This window comes from Pseudomonas sp. BN515 (assembly GCF_029873155.1).
Classification (GTDB): domain Bacteria; phylum Pseudomonadota; class Gammaproteobacteria; order Pseudomonadales; family Pseudomonadaceae; genus Metapseudomonas.
In genome coordinates, this window is sequence record NZ_SSOH01000043.1 from 11,948 (window position 1) to 32,160 (window position 20,213).

Below are 20,213 nucleotides of genomic sequence, written 5' to 3' on the forward strand. Positions count from 1 at the left end.
ACGAAGCGCCCAATAGGGCGCTCGCGGAATCCCGTTCCGCATGAAAACGCGCCGAGCGATGGTCAGGCTAGGCGGAAATCGGCGAGGCCGCGGAGTTGACGACTGTCAATGAGCAGGCCGAGCCGATTTCCAACGACGCATGGCCGAAGCGCAGGCCCTTTTCGTAGGAACTTACACAGCGTCGCGGGGGAGCATTAGTCCCAGGGGCAGGCAGACGCGTGCTTCCAGGCCGCCACCGGAGCGATTGCGCAACTCGACGCTGCCACCGTGCTGCGCGGCGATGCGTTTCACGATGGCCAGCCCCAGGCCGGTGCCCTTGCCGCCACGGGCGCGGTCACCACGGATGAAGGGGTTGAAGATGTCCTGCAGCTCCGACGGATCGATGCCCTGGCCGCGGTCGAGCACGCTCAGAACCACGTAGGGCGCGGCGTTGTCGCCCGCGAGGAAGGCCGCCACCTCGACACCGTTGCCGCCATATCGCAGCGCGTTCTCGATCAGGTTCACCAGCAGGCGCTTGATCGATACCCGCCGCAACGGGAACAGCGGTAACGGCTCCAGGCACAGGCGCACCTGTTCGTCCTGCTGGTTGTAGGGCGCGACCACTTCGCGCACCAGCTCGCCCAGGTCCAGCTCTTCCACCCGCTCGTCGCGGCCATCACGGATGAAGGCGAGGAACTGGTCGAGGATGGCGTCCATGTCCTCGATGTCGCGGACCATGTCTTCGGTCAGCTCGGAGTCATTGCACATCAGTTCCAGAGACAGGCGCAGGCGCGTCAGCGGCGTACGCAGGTCATGGGAAACGCCGGCCAGCATCAGCTCACGCTCGCGAGCGCCGCGTTCGACGTCCTCCGCCATCTGGTTGAAGGCGCGGTACACCTCGGCCATCTCGCTTGGCGTGTCGCTCACGGGCAGGCGCACGCTGCGGCCCTGGCCGACCTGGCGGGCGGCGAAGACCAGGCGCTTGAGCGGCGCGTTGAGCTGGCGCACGAAGATCCAGGCGGCGGCGGTGGAGAGCAGGCCGATGCCGAGGAACCAGCCGAGCACGCTCCAGATACGCTGGCCGCGCAGGGGGTGTGGATAAAGTGGGATACGTACCCAGTCCGGTCCCAGCTCCGGTGCGTGGACCCAGAGCGCCGGCGGGCTCTGCGCGCGCAGACGCACTTCGGTGCCGGGGCCGAGCTCGGCCTGCATCTGGCGCTGGAAGATTTCGCTGTAAGGCCAGTGCTGTTCACTGGCGGGCACGGCGTCGCGGGTGACGCGCTTGAGCCCGGCAGCCTTGGCCAGGTCGTGACGCTCTTCTTCACTCGCCGCCCAGTAGGCACGCAGGGTCAACGCGGCGCCGTGGCTGTACTGGCGGTCCACCAGCACGTCCTCGTTCATCATCAGGTAGACCAGGGTCAGCGCCTTGGAGAACAGGACGACGATGAGCACCAGCCACAGGGTGCGGGAGAAGAAGCTCTGCGGGAACCAGTAGGGGGTGCGCATCACCACCCTGGGTTGCCCGGCGGCGGGAACCCCCGCCGCGCGCTCACTTGTTGCCATCGGGCACGAACACGTAGCCGACACCCCAGACGGTCTGGATATAGCGCGGCTTGGAAGGGTCCGGTTCGATCAACCGGCGCAGACGGGAGATCTGCACGTCGATGGAGCGCTCCAGGGCGTCCCACTCGCGGCCACGGGCCAGGTTCATCAGTTTGTCGCGGGTCAGCGGCTCGCGGGCGTGCTGGACCAGCGCCTTGAGTACGGCGAACTCACCGGTGGTGAGCATCTGCACGTCGTCGCCTTTCTTCAGCTCGCGGGTGGCGAGCGACAGCTCGTACTCGCCGAAGCTGACACTCTCGTCCTCGCTGGCCGGGGCGCCCGGTACCTGCGGTGCCTGGCGGCGCAGCACGGCCTTGATCCGCGCCAGCAGCTCGCGGGGGTTGAAGGGCTTGGCCAGATAGTCATCGGCGCCCAGTTCCAGGCCCTGGATACGGCTGGTCTCGTCGCCCTTGGCGGTGAGCATGATGATCGGCACCTGGTTGTTGGACGCGCGCAGGCGGCGGCAGGCCGACAGGCCGTCCTCGCCGGGGAGCATCAGGTCCAGCACCACCAGGTTGAAGAGTTCGCGAGCCAGCAGGCGATCCATCTGCTCGACGTTCTCCACGGCGCGCACGCGAAAGCCCTGCTCGTCGAGGAAGCGCTCGAGAAGGCGCCGCAGACGGGCGTCGTCATCGACTATGAGGATCTTTTCGCCTTCAGCGGTCGGGTTGCTGCTCATGTTTTCTCCTGTTGTGCAAGCCGCGCATTATCGCCTGCCGGCAGCGCGCAGCGGCTTGCCCATTGTTAGCAGATTTTTCCCCGAACGGTTTCCTACCCTTCGAAACTCGGTGTTTATAATGCGGCGCCCTTCATCACCGGCGAGCCCTGGCTCGCCGGTCTGTTTTTCTGCGGTAGCCGCCGTGACCCGACCCGGGCTGCCGCCCATGCAGGTGTTTTCAATGGATATCAACAACCGCATCGCTGAAGAACTGGGCGTGCGCCCGCAACAGGTCGCCGCCGCCGTGGAACTGCTGGACGAGGGATCTACCGTCCCCTTCATCGCCCGTTACCGGAAAGAAGTCACCGGCAGCCTCGACGATACCCAGCTGCGTACCCTGGAAGAACGCCTGCGCTACCTGCGCGAAATGGAAGATCGCCGCGGCGCGATCCTTGCCAGCATCACCGAGCAGGGCAAACTGACGCCGGAACTGGAACGCGAGATCAAGCTCGCCGACACCAAGACCCGCCTCGAAGACCTCTACCTGCCCTATAAGCAGAAGCGCCGCACCAAGGGCCAGATCGCCCTGGAAGCCGGTCTCGGCGAACTGGCCGACGCGCTGTTCAACGATCCGTCCCTGGCTCCGGAAGCCGAAGCCGAGCGCTTCATCGACGCTGAAAAGGGCTTCGCCGACATCAAGGCCGTGCTCGAAGGCGCCAAGTACATCCTCATGGAGCGCTTCGCCGAGGACGCCACCCTGCTGGCCAGCCTGCGCGGCTTCCTCAAGGACAGCGCCACCCTCAGCGCCCGCCTGGTCGCCGGCAAGGAACAGGAAGGCGCCAAGTTCAGCGACTACTTCGAACACGACGAAAACCTCAAGGGCGTGCCCTCGCACCGTGCCCTGGCGATCTTCCGTGGTCGCAACGAAGGCGTGCTGAGCATCGCCCTGAAGGTCGGTGAAGAGCTGCCGGGCACCATGCACCCGTGCGAAGTGATGATCGGCGAGCGTTTCGGCATCGCCAACCAGGGCCGCGCCGCCGACAAGTGGCTGTCCGAAGTGGTGCGCTGGACCTGGAAGGTCAAGCTCTACACCCACCTGGAAACCGACCTGCTGGGCGAACTGCGTGAAGCCGCCGAAAGCGAAGCCATCAACGTCTTCGCCCGCAACCTGCATGACCTGCTGCTGGCCGCGCCGGCCGGCCCGCGCGCAACCCTGGGCCTGGACCCGGGCCTGCGCACCGGCTGCAAGGTGGCTGTGGTCGATGCCACCGGCAAACTGCTGGACACCGCCACCGTCTACCCCCACGTGCCGCACAACAAGTGGGACGAGACCCTGGCCATCCTCGGCAAGCTCTGCGCCAAGCACAGCGTCGACCTGATCGCCATCGGCAACGGCACCGCCAGCCGTGAGACTGACAAGCTGGCCATCGAGCTGATCAAGAAATACCCGGCCCTGAAGATGACCAAGATCATGGTCAGCGAGGCCGGCGCATCGGTGTACTCCGCCTCCGAGCTGGCGGCGAAGGAATTCCCGGACCTGGACGTCTCCCTGCGTGGCGCCGTGTCCATCGCCCGCCGCCTGCAGGACCCGCTGGCCGAGCTGGTGAAGATCGACCCGAAATCCATCGGCGTCGGCCAGTACCAGCACGACGTGTCCCAACTTCAGCTGGCGCGCAGCCTGGACGCCGTGGTCGAGGACTGCGTGAACGCCGTGGGCGTGGACGTGAACACCGCCTCCGCCGCCCTGCTGGCCCGCATCTCCGGCCTCAACGCCACCCTGGCGCAGAACATCGTCAGCTACCGTGATGCCAACGGCGCCTTCAAGACCCGCGACGAGCTGAAGAAAGTCAGCCGCCTGGGCGAAAAGACCTTCGAGCAGGCCGCCGGCTTCCTCCGCGTGATGAACGGCGACAACCCGCTGGACGCCTCCGCCGTGCACCCGGAAACCTATCCGCTGGTGCAGCGCATCGCCGCCGATACCGGTCGCGACATCCGCTCGCTGGTCGGCGACTCCGGCTTCCTCAAGCGCCTGGACCCGGCCAAGTTCACCGACGAGACCTTCGGCCTGCCCACCGTCACCGACATCCTCAAGGAACTGGACAAGCCCGGCCGCGACCCGCGTCCCGAGTTCAAGACCGCCGAGTTCCAGGAAGGCGTCGAAAGCCTCAAGGACCTGAAACCCGGCATGACGCTGGAAGGCGTGGTGACCAACGTCACCAACTTCGGCGCCTTCGTCGACATCGGCGTCCACCAGGACGGCCTGGTGCACATCTCCGCGCTGTCGGAGAAGTTCGTCAAGGACCCGTACGAAGTGGTCAAGGCCGGCGACATCGTCCGCGTGAAGGTCATGGAAGTGGACATCCCGCGTAACCGCGTCGGCCTGTCCATGCGCATGAGCGACACCCCCGGCGAGAAAGTCGAAGGCCCGCGCGGCGGCGGTCGTCAGGGCGGCCAGCCACGCCAGCAGCAGAGCGCCCCGCGCAACAGCGCTCCGCCGGCGACCGGCGCCATGGCCTCGCTGTTCGCCAACGCCAAGCAGATCAAGAAGAAGTGACGATGGACTTCACCGACCAGCAAACCACCAGCGCCTACAGCAAGCTGCTGGGTATCGAGCCGCTGAGCCTCGGCGATGGCATTGCCGAGGCGCGCCTGGTCATGGACGAGCACCTGCGCAACCGTGGCCAGGTCATGCATGGCGGGGCGATCTTCTCGCTGCTGGACATCACCATGGGGCTGGCCTGTACCAGCACCCACGGCTTCGACCGGCGCAGCGCCACGCTGGAATGCAAGATCAACTACATCCGCCCGGTGGCGGAGGGCGAGGTGATCTGCAAGGCGCGGGTGCTGCATGCCGGCAAACGCACGCTGGTGGTGGAGGCCGACGTGCTGCAGGGCGACAAGCTGGTCGCCAAGGGACAAGGCACCTTCGCTCAGCTGTAACCGCGGGGTGGTGGCAAGGCTCTATTCTGGACGAAGCGACAACGCGAACCGCCGGCTGGAAAAGTATTTCGGCCGGCGGCCAAGTCCGCCTCTTGTAGACAGCTAGGTCCACCCCCATATTGGGGCGACCGACGCGTGAAGGATTCCAAATTGAGCGATCTTCTTTCCCGCCGCCTGGCCTTGCTCGGCGAGCGCGCCAACCTGCCCCTGCTCACCCAGTGCCTGCACGGCATCGAGCGTGAATGCCTGCGGGTCGACGGCAATGGCCAACTGGCGCTGACGCCACACTCCCCTGCCCTGGGCTCGGCCCTGACCCATGCGCAGATCACCACGGACTATTCCGAATCGCTGCTGGAGTTCATCACTCCGGCCGAGGCCGATCCGGCGCAGACCCTGGCGGACCTGGAGAAGATCCATCGCTTCACCGTGGACAAGCTCGGCGACGAACTGCTCTGGAGCCCGTCCATGCCTTGCCGGCTGCCGTCGGAAGAAGACATCCCGATCGCCCGCTACGGCACCTCGCCCATCGGCCGCCTGAAGTACGTCTACCGCAAGGGCCTGGCCGTGCGTTACGGCAAGACCATGCAGTGCATTGCCGGCATCCACTACAACTATTCCCTGCCCGAGGCGCTCTGGCCGCTGCTCAAGCAGGCCGAAGGCGATCCGCAGAGCGACCGCGAGTACCAGTCCGCGCGCTACATCGCGATGATCCGCAACTTCCGCCGCTACAGCTGGCTGCTGATGTACCTGTTCGGTGCCGCCCCGGCGCTGGACAAGAGCTTCCTGCGCGGCCGTCCGCATGACCTCGACAGCCTGGACGCCGACACCCTGTACCTGCCCTACGCCACCAGCCTGCGGATGAGCGACCTGGGCTACCAGAACAACGCCCAGGCCGGCCTCACCCCCTGCTACAACAGCCTCGACAGCTACCTCGGGAGCCTGCGCCAGGCGGTCTCCACGCCCTACCCGCCCTATGCCGAGATCGGCACCAAGCAGGACGGCGAATGGGTGCAGTTGAACACCAACGTCATCCAGATCGAGAACGAGTACTACTCGTCGATCCGTCCCAAGCGCGTCACCTACACCGGCGAGCGCCCGATCCAGGCGCTGATGGCCCGTGGCGTGCAGTACGTGGAAGTGCGTTGCCTCGACATCAACCCCTTCCTGCCGCTGGGCATCGACCTCACCGAAGCGCGCTTCCTCGATGCCTTCCTGCTGTTCTGCGCCCTGCAGGACAGCCCGCCGATGGCCGGCGAGGAATGCCGCAGCGCCACCGATAACTTCCAGCGCGTGGTCAAGGAAGGACGCCGTCCCGGCCTGCAACTGCAGCGCCACGGCCATACCACCAGCCTGACCGAATGGGCCAATGAGCTGCTCGACCGCATCGCCCGCACCGCCGAGCTGCTGGACGCCGCCCAGGGTGGCCAGGAACACGCCGAGGCGCTGGCCGCCCAGCGTGCCAAGGTCGCCAACCCGGAGCTGACCCCGTCGGCGCGGGTGCTGGCCGAAATGCGCGAGCGCGGCGAAAGCTTCAGCCAGTTCTCCCTGCGCCAGAGCCGCCAGCATGCCGACTACTTCCGCAGCCAGCCGCTCGACGCCGAGGACCAGGACCGCTTCGAGAACATGGCCCGCCAGTCCCTGGACGAACAGGCGCGCCTGGAAGCCGAGCCGGAAGTGGATTTCGACACCTTCGTCGCCGCCTACCAGGCGAGCATCCTGGGCCTGATCAGCAACTGATCGGACCGGCTGCGACGGGGTGACCTTGTAGGAGCGAATTCATTCGCGAAGGGCCACAGCGCGGCCCCAATGTGCCAGTTGGCAGCCCTTCGGGCTGCTTCGCGAATGAATTCGCTCCCACAGAAAAGAAGTCCTTGCCCCGTGGGGGGCAAGGCGCTCGGGTGAAATCAGAGCGCCTTCTCGAAGACCTGCGAATTGCGCTGGAAGTTGTACAGCGACGCCCGCGCGACCGGCAGGCGCTCAACGCCGCTGGGCTGGAAGCCGCGCTCGCGGAACCAGTGGGCGGTGCGGGTGGTGAGGACGTAGAGGGTCTTCAGGCCCAGGGCGCGGGCGCGCTCCTCGATGCGCTCCAGCAGCTCATCGCCACGACCGCCGTGGCGGTATTCCGGATTCACCGCCAGGCAGGCCAGCTCGCCGGAGTCGGAGTCGGCGATGGGATAGAGCGCCGCGCAGGCGATGATCAGGCCATCGCGCTCGACGATGGTGAATTGCTCGATCTCCCGCTCCAGCACCTCCCGCGAACGGCGCACCAGGATGCCCTGGTCCTCCAGCGGGGTAATCAGGTCGATCAGGCCGCCGACATCGTCGATGGTGGCTTCGCGCAGGGATTCGAACTGTTCCTGGTCAACCAGGGTGCCGCCACCATCGCGGGTGAACAGCTCGGTGAGCAGCGAACCGTCCTCGGCATAGCTGACCATGTGGCTGCGCTTGACCCCGGCGCGGCAGGCCTGGGCAGCAGCGTCGAGCAGCTCGGCCTGGTAATTGTTGCCGAGGCGCGCCAGATGCGGCGGTACCTGCTGCGGACGCAGCTCGCGCACCAGCTTGCCGGATTCGTCGATCAGGCCGCGCTCGGCGCCGAACAGGATCAGCTTGTCTGCCCCCAGGTCGATGGCGACGCGGGTGGCCACGTCCTCGCAGGCAAGGTTGAAGATTTCCCCGGTGGGCGAGTAGCCGAGCGGCGACAACAGCACGATGGTGCGCTCGTCCAGCAGGCGGCCGATGCCCTTGCGGTCCACCCGGCGCACTTCGCCGGTGTGGTGGTAGTCGATGCCGTCAACGACGCCGATCGGGCGTGCGGTGACGAAATTGCCGGTGCTCACCCGCAGCCGCGAGCCCTGCATGGGCGAAGCGGCGATATCCATGGACAGGCGTGCCTCGATGGCAATGCGCAGCTGACCCACGGCATCGATCACGCATTCCAGCGTGGGGCCGTCGGTGATCCGCAGATCGCGGTGGAAGTGCGGGGTCAGGCCGCGCGCGGCCAGGCGCGCCTCGATCTGCGGGCGCGAGCCGTGCACCAGCACCAGGCGCACGCCCATGCTGTGCAGCAGCACCAGGTCGTGGACGATATTGCCGAAGTTCGGGTGAGCAACGCCCTCACCGGGCAGCATCACCACGAAGGTGCAGTCCCGGTGGGAGTTGATGTATGGGGTAGCGTGGCGCAGCCAGTTGACGTAGTCGGGCATGGTTCCGTGAGCCTGTCGTAGAGCGAATTGACGAGTGCGATCCCCGGCTTGTCCGGGAATGAAAGTAAGGCGGCGCGTTATCGTCGTCGCATGAGCATCAACGGATACCCTCCTGGTCAGGACTTGGTGGCGGATTGAAGGCAGTAATGCTGGATGAGCTGGCGCAATAGCGCAACGGTAGGCTCGATCCGTGACAGTTCGAGATGCTCGTCCGGCTGGTGGGCGCAGGCGATGTCGCCGGGGCCGAGCACCACGGTCTCGCAACCGAGCTGCTGAAGATACGGTGCTTCGGTGCCGAAGGCCACCGACTGCGCGGTATGGCCGGTAAGACGTTCGGCCAGGCGCACCAGATCACTTTCCGGCGACTGCTCGAAGGGCGGCACTGCCGGGAACAGCGGCTTGAAGTCGATCTTCACCTGGTAGTGCTCGGCCACCGGGCGCAGGCGCTGGCGGATCACCGCACGCAGGGTGTCCGGATTCATTCCCGGCAGCGGGCGCAGGTCGAATTCCAGGCTGCACTGGCCGCAGATGCGGTTGGGGTTGTCGCCACCGTGGATGCAGCCGAGGTTCAGCGTAGGCTGGGGCACCGTGAATTGCGGATTGCGGAATTCCTGCTGCCATTCGCCACGCAAGGCGATCAGGTCGCTCATCACCGCATGCATGGCTTCCAGGGCGCTGTGGCCCAGGCTGGGGTCCGAGGAGTGGCCGCTCTGCCCGAGGATGTCGATGCGCTCCATCATCACCCCCTTATGCAGGCGGATCGGCTTCAGCCCCGTTGGCTCGCCGATCACCGCCGCGCGGCCCAGGGGCCTGCCGGCCTCCGCCAGCGCGCGGGCACCGGCCATGGAGCTTTCCTCGTCACAGGTGGCGAGGATGATCAGCGGCTGCTGGAACCGCTGGTCCAGCAGGCCACGCACGGCCTCGATGGCCAGGGGGAAGAAGCCCTTCATGTCGCAGCTGCCCAGGCCGTACCAGCGGTTGCTGACTTCACTCAGCTTGAGCGGGTCGGTTTTCCACAGGGCGGCGTCGAAAGGTACCGTGTCGCTATGGCCGGCCAGCACCAGGCCGCCGGGGCCCGTGCCGTAAGTCGCCAGCAAGTTGGCCTTGCCCGGCGAGACCTGCTGGATCTCGCAGCGGAAACCGAGATCACCAAGCCAGGCGGCCAGCAATTCGATCACTGCCTGGTTCGACTGGTCCCAACTGGGCTGGGTACAGCTCACCGAGGGGATGGCAATCAGCGCGGCGAACTGGGATTTCAGGTCTGGAACGGACATCGGGGGGCCTCCACGGACGAGCGATCATCATAGGCCCAAGGTCGCGCAGGGTGAAACCGCTGCGGCACGGGGTCCGCCCGTCCTGTAAACTTCACCGCCTTGGCAGCCACCCCCTGGCTGCGTCCGAAGACCCCGGCGATGAACAAAGAGACCGAAATCAAGCTTCGCGCCAGCCGCGAGACCCTGGAAGCCCTGCGCGACCACCCGCTGCTGAAGAAGCGCAACAAGTCCGGCTGGGAACGCCGCGAACTCTTCAACCAGTACTTCGACACGCCCGACCGCGATCTGGCCCAGGCCCGCGTGGCCCTGCGCCTGCGCCGCGACGGCGAGCAGTTCATCCAGACCCTCAAGACCCGTGGCCAGAGCGTGGCCGGCCTGTCCGAGCGCAATGAGTGGGACTGGTACCTGGACAAGGCCAAGCTGGACCCGAAGAAACTCACCGACGACTGCTGGCCCGCCAGCCTCGCCGAACTGGACAAGAAGCAGCTCAAGCCCATCTTCACCACCGACTTCCACCGTGACCGCGCCGAGATCGCCTGGGGCCGCGGCAAGGCCAAGGTGGTAATCGAGGCCGCCCTGGACCAGGGCAAGGTAATCGCCGGCAAGCTGGAAGAAGACATCTGCGAACTGGAGCTGGAACTGCGCCAGGGCGAACCTGAAGCCCTGCTGGAACTGGCCGCCGAGCTCGCCGCCGATCTGCCGCTGATGCCCTGCGACATCAGCAAGGCCGAACGCGGCTATCGCCTCCATGACGCCAACAGCTACCACCTCAGCCTGCCGGCGCCGGTCCTGTCGGCCGACTTGCCGCTGGACGACGCCTTCGCCGCCCTCGCCTGGCACCTGCTGGGCAGCAGCCAGCGCCTGGCCGAGCAATACCGCTTCAACGGCCACTGGAAGCTGCTGGTGGACTGGCTGCAGCAACTCATCGACCTGCGCGCCCTGATCGGCAGCCTCGGCCAGGCCGCCCCGCGCGCCAGCAGCCACGACCTGCGCGAGGTCCTGGACGCCCTGCTGGGCGACTGGCGCCCCCGCGTGCAGGCCGGCGAGCTGGACGAAGCCGTGCGCCACGCCGCACCACAGCAGTTCGCCGACGAACTCGCCGGCACCCGCTGGGGCCTGTTCTCCCTCAATGCTTCCCGCTGGCTGCTGAGCCGCGCCTGGACCGTCGAACGCAATGAGCGTGGCAATCGCCAGGGCAAGGCCGTGCTGGGCAACTGGCTGCCGCGTCTGATCGCCGAGGAAGGCGAAGCCCTCAAGCTGGATCGCTACAAGCGCCAGCCCGAGGACCTGTCCGAGCAGCTTCCGCGCATCGAACGCCTGCTGGTCTGGCTGCGCCTGGCGCGCCAGGTGCTGGAAGTGCCGGAAGTCGACCGCGCCTACGGTGAGCTGTCCAAGTTCGCCGAACTGGCCGCCCAGCCGCTGGACGCGGAAGTGCTGGCAGCCCGCAGCGAGCAGGCCCAGGCCCTGATCAGCCTGCGCAGCTGGAAGGCACTGACCAGGTAAGGCACCGGCCCGGGAACCCGCCATGCTCAAGCAAAGCTTCCGCTCCGTGGTCACCACCTGGCTCACCGGCCTGCTGGCCCTGTTGCCACTGGTGCTGACTCTGGCCCTGCTGGCCTGGCTGGTGAGCCTGCTGAACCGGCTGGTGGGGCCGTCCACAGTGATCGGCCAGCTCCTCGGCGCCCTCGGCCAGCCCTTTGCGAGCAACCCGGTGCTGGCCTATCTGGTGGGCACCCTGGTGCTGCTGGGCAGCCTGTACCCCCTGGGCCTGGCCGTGCAGCTCGGCCTGCGCCGGCCGCTGGTCTGGCTGCTGGACATGACCCTGCGCCGCGCGCCGCTGATCGGCAGCCTTTACGGGCTGGCAGATCGCTTCGTCAGCCTGCTGGACCGCAGCCAGAACGCCGATATCGCCGCCATGAGTCCGGTGTGGTGCCTGTTCGGCGGCAACGGCGCTGCGGTGCTGGCCTTGCGCCCGAATCCGGAAACCTTCGAACTGGACGGCCGCCCCTACTGCGCCATCCTCGTCCCCACTGCGCCCATTCCAGTGGGCGGCGGCCTGATCTACGTGCCGGTGGAGTGGGTACGCCCGGCGGAGATGGGCGTGGACGGGCTGACCAGCATCTACCTGTCCATGGGCCTCACGCCGCCGCACCAGGCCGGGAAGCTGGCGAAGGAGCCAGCCGTCCTGGGCGACGACAGCAAGGCTTCCTGATGCTCTTCTTTGTGGGAGCGAATTCATTCGCGATTGAAATCGCTCCCACACATCGTTCTCCGCCTTACCCCTGCCCCACCGGCAAACTGGTCGTGGACTTGATCTCCGACAGCGCGACGATGGAGTTCACCTCCTGTATCCCCGGCACCAGCGACAGCTTTTCGAAGAAGAAGCGCTCGTAGGCCTCGATGTCGCGGGTGACGATGCGCAGCATGAAATCCACCGCCCCCATCAGCACATGGCACTCCAGCACCTCGGGAAACTGGCGCATGGCCTCGGCGAACTCGGTGAGGTTGGAGCGGCCGTGGGCGTTGAGTTTCACCTGGGCGAAGATCTGCGCATTGAGGCCCACCTTGCGCCGGTCCAGCAGGGTGACCTGGCGGCGGATCACGCCCTCGTCCTTCAGGCGCTGGATGCGCCGCCAGCAGGGCGATTGGGACAGCCCCACCCGTTCGGCGATTTCGGCGGTGGACAGGCTCGCGTCGTCCTGCAGCAGTTCGAGGATGCGCTTGTCGTAGCTATCCAGGGTGACGGACATAAAAATTCCCGACTCTGATCTATTTCAGGAAAGTCTATCCAAAGAATCTGCCCATCAGCGCAATTCAGGCAGAAAAATCCCGCTTCAGGCTGGAAAACTATCGGCGTCCAAACCGAGGAATCCCCCATGCTCAGCCTGAAGACCGCTCCCGCCACCCGCGAAGACCACTGGCACCCGCGCGCCACCCAGTTTCAGGCCCGCGAGATGCAGTTCGCCATCATTGCCGAGGCGGAAGCGGACATCCTCGGTCGGCTGCTCGCCTTCTTCTCCCAGCTGCAGCTGGTGCCGCACTGGCTGGAAGTGAACCGGCTCGGCGACAACCTGCTGGTGCAACTGCGCCAGCCGGGGCTGACCCCACACCGGGCCGAAGTCATCGCGCAGAAGATGCGCTCGCTGGTCAGCGTGTTCTCGGTGGAGCTGGAGCACGCTGCCGTTCCTTGATCCAGCACTTAGTCGAAAACCTGCGATTCGGGCATGCTTGCCGTCCCGCGAGAAGAGCGATTGACTACTCTTCCAGACTGAGCAGCGTGACCGAGGAGCATGCATGTCCGCTTTTGCCTCACCCGCCCAGGATCGTTGGCTGGACCTCAACGACCTGATGCGCGAACTGGTGGCCCAGGGCCGCCTGAGCCAGGACCAGGCCGAACACTGCCTGGCCATTCGCCGTAGCGCGGTGAACAACCAGCAGCATCCCCTGGAGTTTCTTGCCAGCCAGCAGGTGGACGACCTCAAGCGTCCCGGCAAGAAGCTGGACCTGGAAACCCTCAGCCACTGGCTGGCCGAACTTGCCGGCCAGCCCTACCTGCGCATCGACCCGCTGAAGATCGACGTTGCCGCCATCACCCCGTTGATGTCCTACGCCTTCGCCCAGCGCCACAAGATCCTCGCCGTGGCCGTCGATAGCGAGGCGGTGACCATCGCCAGCGCCCAGCCCTTCGTGCAGAGCTGGGAAAGCAACCTCACCCACGTGCTCAAGCGCCCGATCAAGCGTGTGGTGGCCAACCCGGGGGACATCCAGAAGTTCACCCTGGAGTTCTATCGCCTGGCCAAGTCCGTCAGCGGCGCCAGTGCGGTGGACCAGAAGATCAGCGGCGTCGGCAACTTCGAGCAGTTGCTCAAGCTCGGCTCCAATGAGCAGGAGCCGGACGCCAACGACGCCCACATCGTCAACATCGTCGACTGGCTGTTCCAGTACGCCTACCAGCAACGCGCCAGCGACATCCACATCGAGCCGCGTCGCGAGCAGGGCACCGTGCGTTTCCGCATCGACGGCGTGCTGCACACCGTCTACCAGTTCCCGCCGCAGGTGACGATGGCGGTGGTCAGCCGCCTGAAGAGCCTCGGGCGGATGAACGTGGCGGAAAAGCGCAAACCCCAGGACGGCCGGGTCAAGACCAAGACCCCGGACGGCGGCGAGGTGGAACTGCGCCTGTCGACGCTGCCCACCGCCTTTGGCGAGAAGATGGTGATGCGGATCTTCGACCCCGAAGTGCTGCTGAAGAGTTTCGACCAGCTCGGCTTCTCCCAGGACGACCTGCGCCGCTGGCAGAGCATGACCAACCAGCCCAACGGCATCATCCTGGTCACCGGCCCCACCGGCTCGGGCAAGACCACCACGCTCTACACCACGCTCAAGCAGCTGGCCACCAGCGAGGTGAACGTCTGCACCATCGAAGACCCCATCGAGATGATCGAGGGCGCCTTCAACCAGATGCAGGTGCAGCACAACATCGACCTGACCTTCGCCAGCGGCGTGCGCGCACTGATGCGCCAGGACCCGGACATCATCATGGTCGGCGAGATCCGCGACCTGGAAACCGCCGAAATGGCCATCCAGGCCGCGCTGACCGGCCACCTGGTGCTCTCCACCCTGCACACCAACGACGCCCCCAGCGCCATCACCCGCCTGCTGGAACTGGGCGTGCCCTATTACCTGCTGCGCGCCACCCTGCTCGGGGTCATGGCCCAGCGCCTGGTGCGCACCCTGTGCCCGCACTGCAAGGCGCCGATGGAGCTGCGCGAGGACGACTGGGCCGGCCTGACCAAACCCTGGAGCGCGCCGCTGCCCACTGGCGCCCATCGCGCCGTTGGCTGTCTGGAATGTCGTGATACCGGCTACCGGGGCCGCGCCGGGGTGTACGAGATCATGCTGCTGTCCGACGGCATCAAACCGCTGATCACCGCCGATACCGACCTCATCGCCCTGCGCCGCGCCGCTTTCAAGGAAGGTATGCGCAGCCTGCGCCTGTCCGGCGCGCAAAAGGTCGCCTCGGGCCTGACGACCATCGAAGAAGTGCTGCGGGTCACGCCACAAAGCGAGCAGAAATGAAATGCTTGGCGGCTGGGGCGGAGGGGCCCCAGTCACCGAGATACAGCCAGCAAAAGGAGCACATCCCATGGAAATCGGCAGTGTCGTCATCCTCTTCGTCGCCCTGGCGATCGCCATCGTCTTCATGGGCTTCAAGGTCGTGCCGCAAGGCTTCGAGTGGACGGTAGAGCGCTTCGGCCGCTACACCAATACGCTCAAGCCGGGCCTCAACATCATCGTGCCGGTGATGGACCGCATCGGCCGCAAGATCAACGTCATGGAAAGCGTGCTGGACATTCCCCCGCAGGAAGCCATCAGCGCCGACAATGCCATCGTCACCATCGACGCCGTGTGCTTCTTCCAGGTGATCAACACGGCCCAGGCGGCCTACGAGGTCAACGACCTGGAGCACGCCATCCGCAACCTGGTGATGACCAACATCCGCACCGTGCTCGGCTCCATGGAGCTGGACGCCATGCTCAGCCAGCGCGATGCGATCAACGAACGCCTGCTGCGCACCGTGGATGAAGCCACCGCGCCCTGGGGCATCAAGGTCACCCGTATCGAGATCAAGGACATCACGCCGCCGGCCGACCTGGTGGAAGCCATGGCGAGCCAGATGAAAGCCGAGCGCCTGAAGCGCGCCCAGGTCCTCGAAGCCGAAGGCCGGCGCCAGGCGGAAATCCTCACTGCCGAGGGCGAGAAGCAGGCGCAGATCCTCAAGGCCGAAGGTGAGCGTACGGCTGCCTTCCTCGAAGCCGAGGCCCGCGAGCGCGCCGCCCAGGCCGAAGCCGAGGCGACTCGCGTGGTATCCGAGGCCATCGCCAACGGCAACGTGCAGGCGGTGAACTACTTCGTCGCACAGAAATACGTGGAGGCACTGGGCAAGTTGGCCAGCGCCAACAACAGCAAGGTGGTGCTGATGCCGCTGGAAGCCAGCCAGGTGATCGGCGCCGTGGGCGGCATCGGCGAAATCGTCCGCGCCACCTTCGATGGCAAGAAGGGCTGAAACGATGTGGAACTACCTCCAGCACCTGACCTACTGGGACTGGTTGGCCCTCGGTACCCTGCTGCTGATCCTCGAAGTCTTCGGCGCCGGCGGCTACCTGCTGTGGATCGGCGTGGCTGCGGCCGGCGTCGGGGTGATCACCTTCATCGCCCCGGAGCTGCACTGGGCCATCCAGTTCCTGCTCTTCGGCGTCCTCTCCATCCTCACCGCCGTGCTCTGGTGGCGTCGCCAGCGCAGCGCCGCGAAAGTCTCCGACCAACCCGGCTTGAACCGGCGCGGCTATGAGTTCGTCGGCCGCGAATTCGCCTTGCATGAAGCCATCAGCGGCGGTCGCGGCAAGATCCGCGCGGGCGATTCCGTCTGGCTGGTGTCCGGTCCCGACCTGCCCGCCGGTAGCCAGGTGCGTGTCGTCGGCCAGGACGGCGTGCTACTCAAGGTCGAACCCGTCTGATCATCCCGCGCCACTGATCGCCAGCTAGGCTTGCAAGGCCGAACCTGGCGATTACGAAGGGAGTATCGAAATGTCAGCCACCCAGCACCTGCGTCCGCTGCTCGCGGCGGGCGTCCTGCTGTTGCTTGCCGCCTGCGCGAACATCGACGCGCAGACCACCGAATACGTCGGCGTGCCCCACGCGGCCCCCACCGACCCGGCCGGCGTCGAAGTGCTGCGCCGGGAGCCCCTGCGCCCCCATGACCGCCTCGGCGAAGTGGTGGTGGACGCCAGCACCGAGCCGCCTCCCCCGGTCACCGACATCGAGCAGAAGCTGCGCGAGGAAGCGGCGAAGATCGGCGGCAATGCCGTGGTGGTGGTCTACGACCGTATCCAGCCGGTTTCCGCCTACGTCAGCGGGCCACTCTGGGCGCGGGATGTGGAGACCATCGAAGGGCGCAAGTTGAAAGGCATCATCATCCGCTATCGCTGAGCGGGATCGACTTGCAGCCTTGACGGCCTGCGGGGCATTCATCGAACCTGCACGCCCGTGAAGCACGCTTGCCTGTACAGCGGATGTCTGCATGTCGAAGCACCACAAGATCGCCACGCCCAAGCCTGCCCGGCGCCCCGTCTATCCGGTCCTGGCAGCCCTGCTGCTGTTGATCGGACTGGGCACCTGGCTGTACCTCAAGGGCGGCAGCGGTGCCCTGCCGGGCAAGCTCCCATCCCAAGCCGGTATCCAGCCCGCGAGCATGGTGGACGAAGGCCAGTGCGCCGGTTGCCATGCCCAGCAGGCGAACGACTGGCGGGGCAGCCACCACCAGCTGGCGATGCAGGAAGCTAACGACGCCAGCGTGCTGGGCGACTTCAACGACGTCACCTTCCAGGGCGAAGGCGAGACCACCCGCTTCTTTCGCAAGGATGGCGGCTTCTGGGTCAACACCCCCGGCGCCGACGGCGCCCCGGCCGATTTCCGCGTTGCCTACGCCTTTGGCGTTGCGCCGCTGCAGCAGTACCTGATCGAGGTTCCGGGCGGACGCCTGCAGGCCCTGGGCGTGGCCTGGGACGTGGACAAGCGCGCCTGGTTCCACCTCTACCCCGGACAGGGCGTGGATTTCCGGAATCCCCTGCACTGGAGCCACCCACAGCAGAACGCCAACTTCATGTGCGTGGAATGCCACACCACGGGCTTCAAACGTAACTACGACCCGGTCGCTGATCGCTTCTCCAGCCAGTGGAACAGCCTGGGCGTCGGCTGCCAGGCCTGCCATGGCCCGGCCTCCCGCCATCTCGACTGGGCGGCGAAGAAGCTCGATGCAGCGAATGCCGGCTTCGCCATCGACCTTGGCCGCACCAACAAGATCAAGGCCGTGGAAACCTGCGCCCGCTGCCATTCCCGCCGCGCACCGCTGGACGACGGCTACCACCAGGAAAGCCGCCTGATGGACGACTACCTGCCCAGCGCGCTGACCCGTGAACTCTACGAACTGGACGGCAAGATCAAGGACGAGGTGTTCGAGTACGGATCCTTCGCCCAGAGCCGGATGTTCGCCAAGGGCCTGCGTTGCAGCACCTGCCACAACCCCCACAGCACGGCGCTCAAGGTGCCGGGCAACGGCCTCTGCCTGCAGTGCCACAACCCGTCGGGCAAGACCGGCATCGCGGGGATCGACGGCAAGGGGCTGAAGGCGAAGAACTACGACAGCCCCGAACATCACCATCACGCCCAGGGACAGGCCGGCTCGCAGTGCGTGGATTGCCACATGCCGGGCAAGCTGTTCATGGTCAACGACTATCGCCACGACCACGGCTTCACCCTGCCCAACCCAGGCCGCGCCCTGCGCCTGGGCACCTCGGATGCCTGCCTCGGCTGCCACCGCGACCAGCCGGGTGACACGGTCGCCGAGCAGTTCCGCCTCTGGTACGGCGAAGCCAAGGCCGACGGGCCCCGCTATGACGACAGCCTGTGGCTGATTCGCAATGGCCGTCCGGGCGCCTCTCGGGCGCTCTACCAGCAACTGGACGTCCGCGAGCTGCCGGCCATTCGCCGCGCCACCCTGCTGGCGGAGCTGCCGACCTATCCCAGCGAACGGGCGCTCAAGGCCGCCGCACGGGACCTGACCCATCCGGCACCGCAAGTGCGCCTGGCGGCGATCCGTGCGGTTGCGGCCCTGGTGCCGCCGGAGCAGCGCCGCAATCTGCTGGCACCGCTGCTCACCGACCCGGTGCGTGCCGTCCGCATCACCGCCGCCTATGAACTGCTGGGCCTGCGCGCCACGGGCCTGGGCAATTACGAGAAAGCCTGGGACAAGGCCATCGCCGAATACGAGGCCGTGCAACTCAACCTGCAGGAGCGCGCCGAGGCCAACCTCAACCTGTCAATGCTCTATCAAGCCAACGGACGCAGCGACGCCGTGGAGTCGCGCCTGCGCACGGCGCTGCAGCGTGATCCGGAATTCCTGCCGGCCCTGGTCGCCCTGGTGCAATGGCTGGATGGCAACTTCCGTTGGGAGGAAGGCCGAGCCCTGCTCGACCGGGGTCTCAAGGAACATCCCGAGTCCGCCCTGCTGCAGCACGCCAACGGACTGATGCTGGTGCGCAAGGGCGATCTGCCGGCGGCGCTCAAGGCCTTTGCCGAAGCCGTCCGCCTGGAGCCGCAGAACAGCCAGTACGACTACGTCTACGCCGTGGCCCTGCACGACAGCGGCCAGTTGGAGACAGCCTGCCATCGACTGGAAGAACTGCTGGAACGCGACGCCGCCAACCGCGAGGCGCGCCTGGCACTGATCAACTACTGGCGCGAAGCCGGGCAGATCCAGAAGGTCCAGGCGCTGCTGGCGGAACTGGAGCAGCAGAACCCGGACGACCCGGCGCTGAGGCGGGAGTAGTCGGCGCTCGTCCCTGGGAACGATCCTTGCGCCGCCCGACGCTGGTGCGCGGCGCACCCTACCCGTCCCCGTGACCGGTGGGCAGCGAGGTTGAACTACGGCATTGGCGGCTGAATCTGATGTATCAGGTCCATCCGAGAACGGAGTAACAGCCTATGCGTACCCGCCTCTATGCAGCCGCCCTTGCCCTGATCGCCGTGCCTTTCGGTTCGGCCATGGCAGACAGCGATTTCTGGCGAGACATCATTTCGTCCGGCGCCACGACCGCTTCCACCTACCTCACCTTCAAGGACGACAAGCTGATAGTCGCGGCACGCGACGACGCCAGCAGCTACGTCGCCAGCGGCGGGGAAATCCGCGGCCCTTACCTGGAGGCCGCACTGCAGCGCATTCGCAGCGAACACCCCGACCTCAAGGCCAGCGACGCCGAACTGGCCGGTGCGATCCTGGCGACCGACCAGTGACGCCCGTTGACGCCCCGCTCGGCTAAGAGTCGAGCGGGGCGTTTTCATTCGCGCCTTGCGACTGCGCCACCGTCCCGGGTTTGTGCTGGCACTCACCGCCTGATCTACGCAAAATACATAGCTCTGTTAACTAATTACCCCAGGCGCAGGTGCGATGGCCAAGCGTGAACAATCCCCGGCAGCAGAACTGACCGCCCTCCCCTCCGGAACGGTGCTGGACACTTCCCTCGATGAACTGATCGGCTATGCCCTGCGCCGTGCCCAGTTGAAGGTGTTCCAGCACTTGATCAACAGGCTGTCGGCCCATGACCTGCGACCGGCGCAGTTCTCCGCCATGGCGATCATCGACCAGAACCCCGGCCTGATGCAGGCAGACCTTGCCCGCGCCCTGGCCATCGAGCCGCCGCAGCTGGTGCCGCTGCTGAACAAGCTGGAAGCCCGCGCCCTGGCGGTGCGAGTGCGCTGCAAGCCGGACAAGCGTTCCTACGGCATCTTCCTCAGCAAGACCGGGGAACAACTGCTCAAGGAACTGAAGTCGGTGGCCGTTGAGAGTGACAACGAATCCACCGGCGCCCTCACTGATACCGAGCGCGGTGAACTGCTGCGATTGCTGCGCAAGGTCTACCGGGAAGGCTGACGCCCGCGGGGTGCGCAGCGCGCACCCCGCTTACCGAGACGTCTTTTCTACTGCGGGAACACGCCTGG

At 66.2% G+C, this 20,213-nt stretch carries 18 protein-coding genes; 13 read left to right on the top strand and 5 right to left on the bottom strand.

Going from position 1 to position 20,213, the window contains the following annotated elements; all coding sequences use genetic code 11:
- Positions 1-171 precede the first annotated feature (171 nt).
- Positions 172-1,485, bottom strand: a complete 1,314-nt coding sequence (locus tag E8E91_RS11245; RefSeq protein WP_280370630.1) for an ATP-binding protein — start codon at positions 1,483-1,485, stop codon at positions 172-174.
- Positions 1,486-1,528: 43 nt separating this feature from the next.
- On the bottom strand, positions 1,529-2,260 hold the full coding sequence (gene ompR, locus E8E91_RS11250) for a two-component system response regulator OmpR (protein WP_120654036.1): 732 nt from the start codon (positions 2,258-2,260) through the stop codon (positions 1,529-1,531).
- A 220-nt stretch (positions 2,261-2,480) separates the two neighbouring features.
- Here ompR and E8E91_RS11255 point away from each other — a divergent pair, with 220 nt between their 5' ends.
- The 3 genes from E8E91_RS11255 to gshA all read left to right on the top strand — a co-directional run bounded on the left by E8E91_RS11255 (position 2,481) and on the right by gshA (position 6,916).
- The gene (locus E8E91_RS11255; protein WP_280375826.1) at positions 2,481-4,793 is read left to right on the top strand and encodes a Tex family protein; all 2,313 of its coding nucleotides are present in this window, start codon (positions 2,481-2,483) and stop codon (positions 4,791-4,793) included.
- Positions 4,794-4,795: 2 nt separating this feature from the next.
- Positions 4,796-5,179, top strand: a complete 384-nt coding sequence (locus tag E8E91_RS11260) for a PaaI family thioesterase (protein WP_280370098.1) — start codon at positions 4,796-4,798, stop codon at positions 5,177-5,179.
- A gap of 150 nt (positions 5,180-5,329) precedes the next feature.
- Positions 5,330-6,916 (top strand): glutamate--cysteine ligase, encoded by a 1,587-nt coding sequence (gshA, locus tag E8E91_RS11265; protein WP_280375827.1) that lies wholly within the window; start codon positions 5,330-5,332, stop codon positions 6,914-6,916.
- A gap of 167 nt (positions 6,917-7,083) precedes the next feature.
- Here gshA and argA read toward each other — a convergent pair whose 3' ends face one another.
- Together argA and argE are read right to left on the bottom strand one after the other, a co-directional pair.
- Positions 7,084-8,382 carry an amino-acid N-acetyltransferase gene (gene argA, locus E8E91_RS11270; protein ID WP_280370094.1) on the bottom strand — a complete coding sequence of 433 codons (1,299 nt, stop codon included), beginning with the start codon at positions 8,380-8,382 and terminating at the stop codon, positions 7,084-7,086.
- Positions 8,383-8,498: 116 nt separating this feature from the next.
- The gene (argE, locus tag E8E91_RS11275) at positions 8,499-9,656 is read right to left on the bottom strand and encodes an acetylornithine deacetylase (protein WP_280375828.1); all 1,158 of its coding nucleotides are present in this window, start codon (positions 9,654-9,656) and stop codon (positions 8,499-8,501) included.
- 138 nt (positions 9,657-9,794) lie between these two features.
- Between argE and E8E91_RS11280 the strand changes: the two genes are divergently transcribed.
- The gene (locus E8E91_RS11280; RefSeq protein WP_280375829.1) at positions 9,795-11,159 is read left to right on the top strand and encodes an inorganic triphosphatase; all 1,365 of its coding nucleotides are present in this window, start codon (positions 9,795-9,797) and stop codon (positions 11,157-11,159) included.
- A gap of 22 nt (positions 11,160-11,181) precedes the next feature.
- Positions 11,182-11,868, top strand: a complete 687-nt coding sequence (locus tag E8E91_RS11285) for a DUF502 domain-containing protein (protein ID WP_280375830.1) — start codon at positions 11,182-11,184, stop codon at positions 11,866-11,868.
- A 64-nt stretch (positions 11,869-11,932) separates the two neighbouring features.
- Here E8E91_RS11285 and E8E91_RS11290 read toward each other — a convergent pair whose 3' ends face one another.
- A complete protein-coding gene (locus E8E91_RS11290; RefSeq protein ID WP_280375831.1) occupies positions 11,933-12,406 on the bottom strand; it encodes an Lrp/AsnC family transcriptional regulator in 474 nt (157 codons plus the stop codon).
- Between the two features lie 126 nt (positions 12,407-12,532).
- Here E8E91_RS11290 and E8E91_RS11295 point away from each other — a divergent pair, with 126 nt between their 5' ends.
- The 8 genes from E8E91_RS11295 to E8E91_RS11330 all read left to right on the top strand — a co-directional run bounded on the left by E8E91_RS11295 (position 12,533) and on the right by E8E91_RS11330 (position 20,145).
- Positions 12,533-12,847, top strand: a complete 315-nt coding sequence (locus tag E8E91_RS11295; protein ID WP_280375832.1) for a hypothetical protein — start codon at positions 12,533-12,535, stop codon at positions 12,845-12,847.
- 103 nt (positions 12,848-12,950) lie between these two features.
- Positions 12,951-14,735, top strand: a complete 1,785-nt coding sequence (locus tag E8E91_RS11300) for a GspE/PulE family protein (protein WP_190829403.1) — start codon at positions 12,951-12,953, stop codon at positions 14,733-14,735.
- A gap of 67 nt (positions 14,736-14,802) precedes the next feature.
- Entirely contained in the window at positions 14,803-15,723 is a 921-nt protein-coding gene (locus E8E91_RS11305) for an SPFH domain-containing protein (protein WP_280355321.1), read from the top strand.
- A 4-nt stretch (positions 15,724-15,727) separates the two neighbouring features.
- Positions 15,728-16,174 (top strand): NfeD family protein, encoded by a 447-nt coding sequence (locus tag E8E91_RS11310; RefSeq protein ID WP_280375833.1) that lies wholly within the window; start codon positions 15,728-15,730, stop codon positions 16,172-16,174.
- Between the two features lie 70 nt (positions 16,175-16,244).
- A complete protein-coding gene (locus E8E91_RS11315) occupies positions 16,245-16,646 on the top strand; it encodes a hypothetical protein (protein ID WP_280375834.1) in 402 nt (133 codons plus the stop codon).
- Between the two features lie 91 nt (positions 16,647-16,737).
- Complete coding sequence (locus E8E91_RS11320; protein ID WP_280375835.1) at positions 16,738-19,044, top strand: tetratricopeptide repeat protein; 2,307 nt, start codon at positions 16,738-16,740, stop codon at positions 19,042-19,044.
- Between the two features lie 155 nt (positions 19,045-19,199).
- Positions 19,200-19,508, top strand: a complete 309-nt coding sequence (locus E8E91_RS11325; protein ID WP_280375836.1) for a DUF2388 domain-containing protein — start codon at positions 19,200-19,202, stop codon at positions 19,506-19,508.
- 154 nt (positions 19,509-19,662) lie between these two features.
- Positions 19,663-20,145 (top strand): MarR family transcriptional regulator, encoded by a 483-nt coding sequence (locus E8E91_RS11330; protein ID WP_280375838.1) that lies wholly within the window; start codon positions 19,663-19,665, stop codon positions 20,143-20,145.
- The last annotated feature ends 68 nt before the right edge of the window (positions 20,146-20,213 follow it).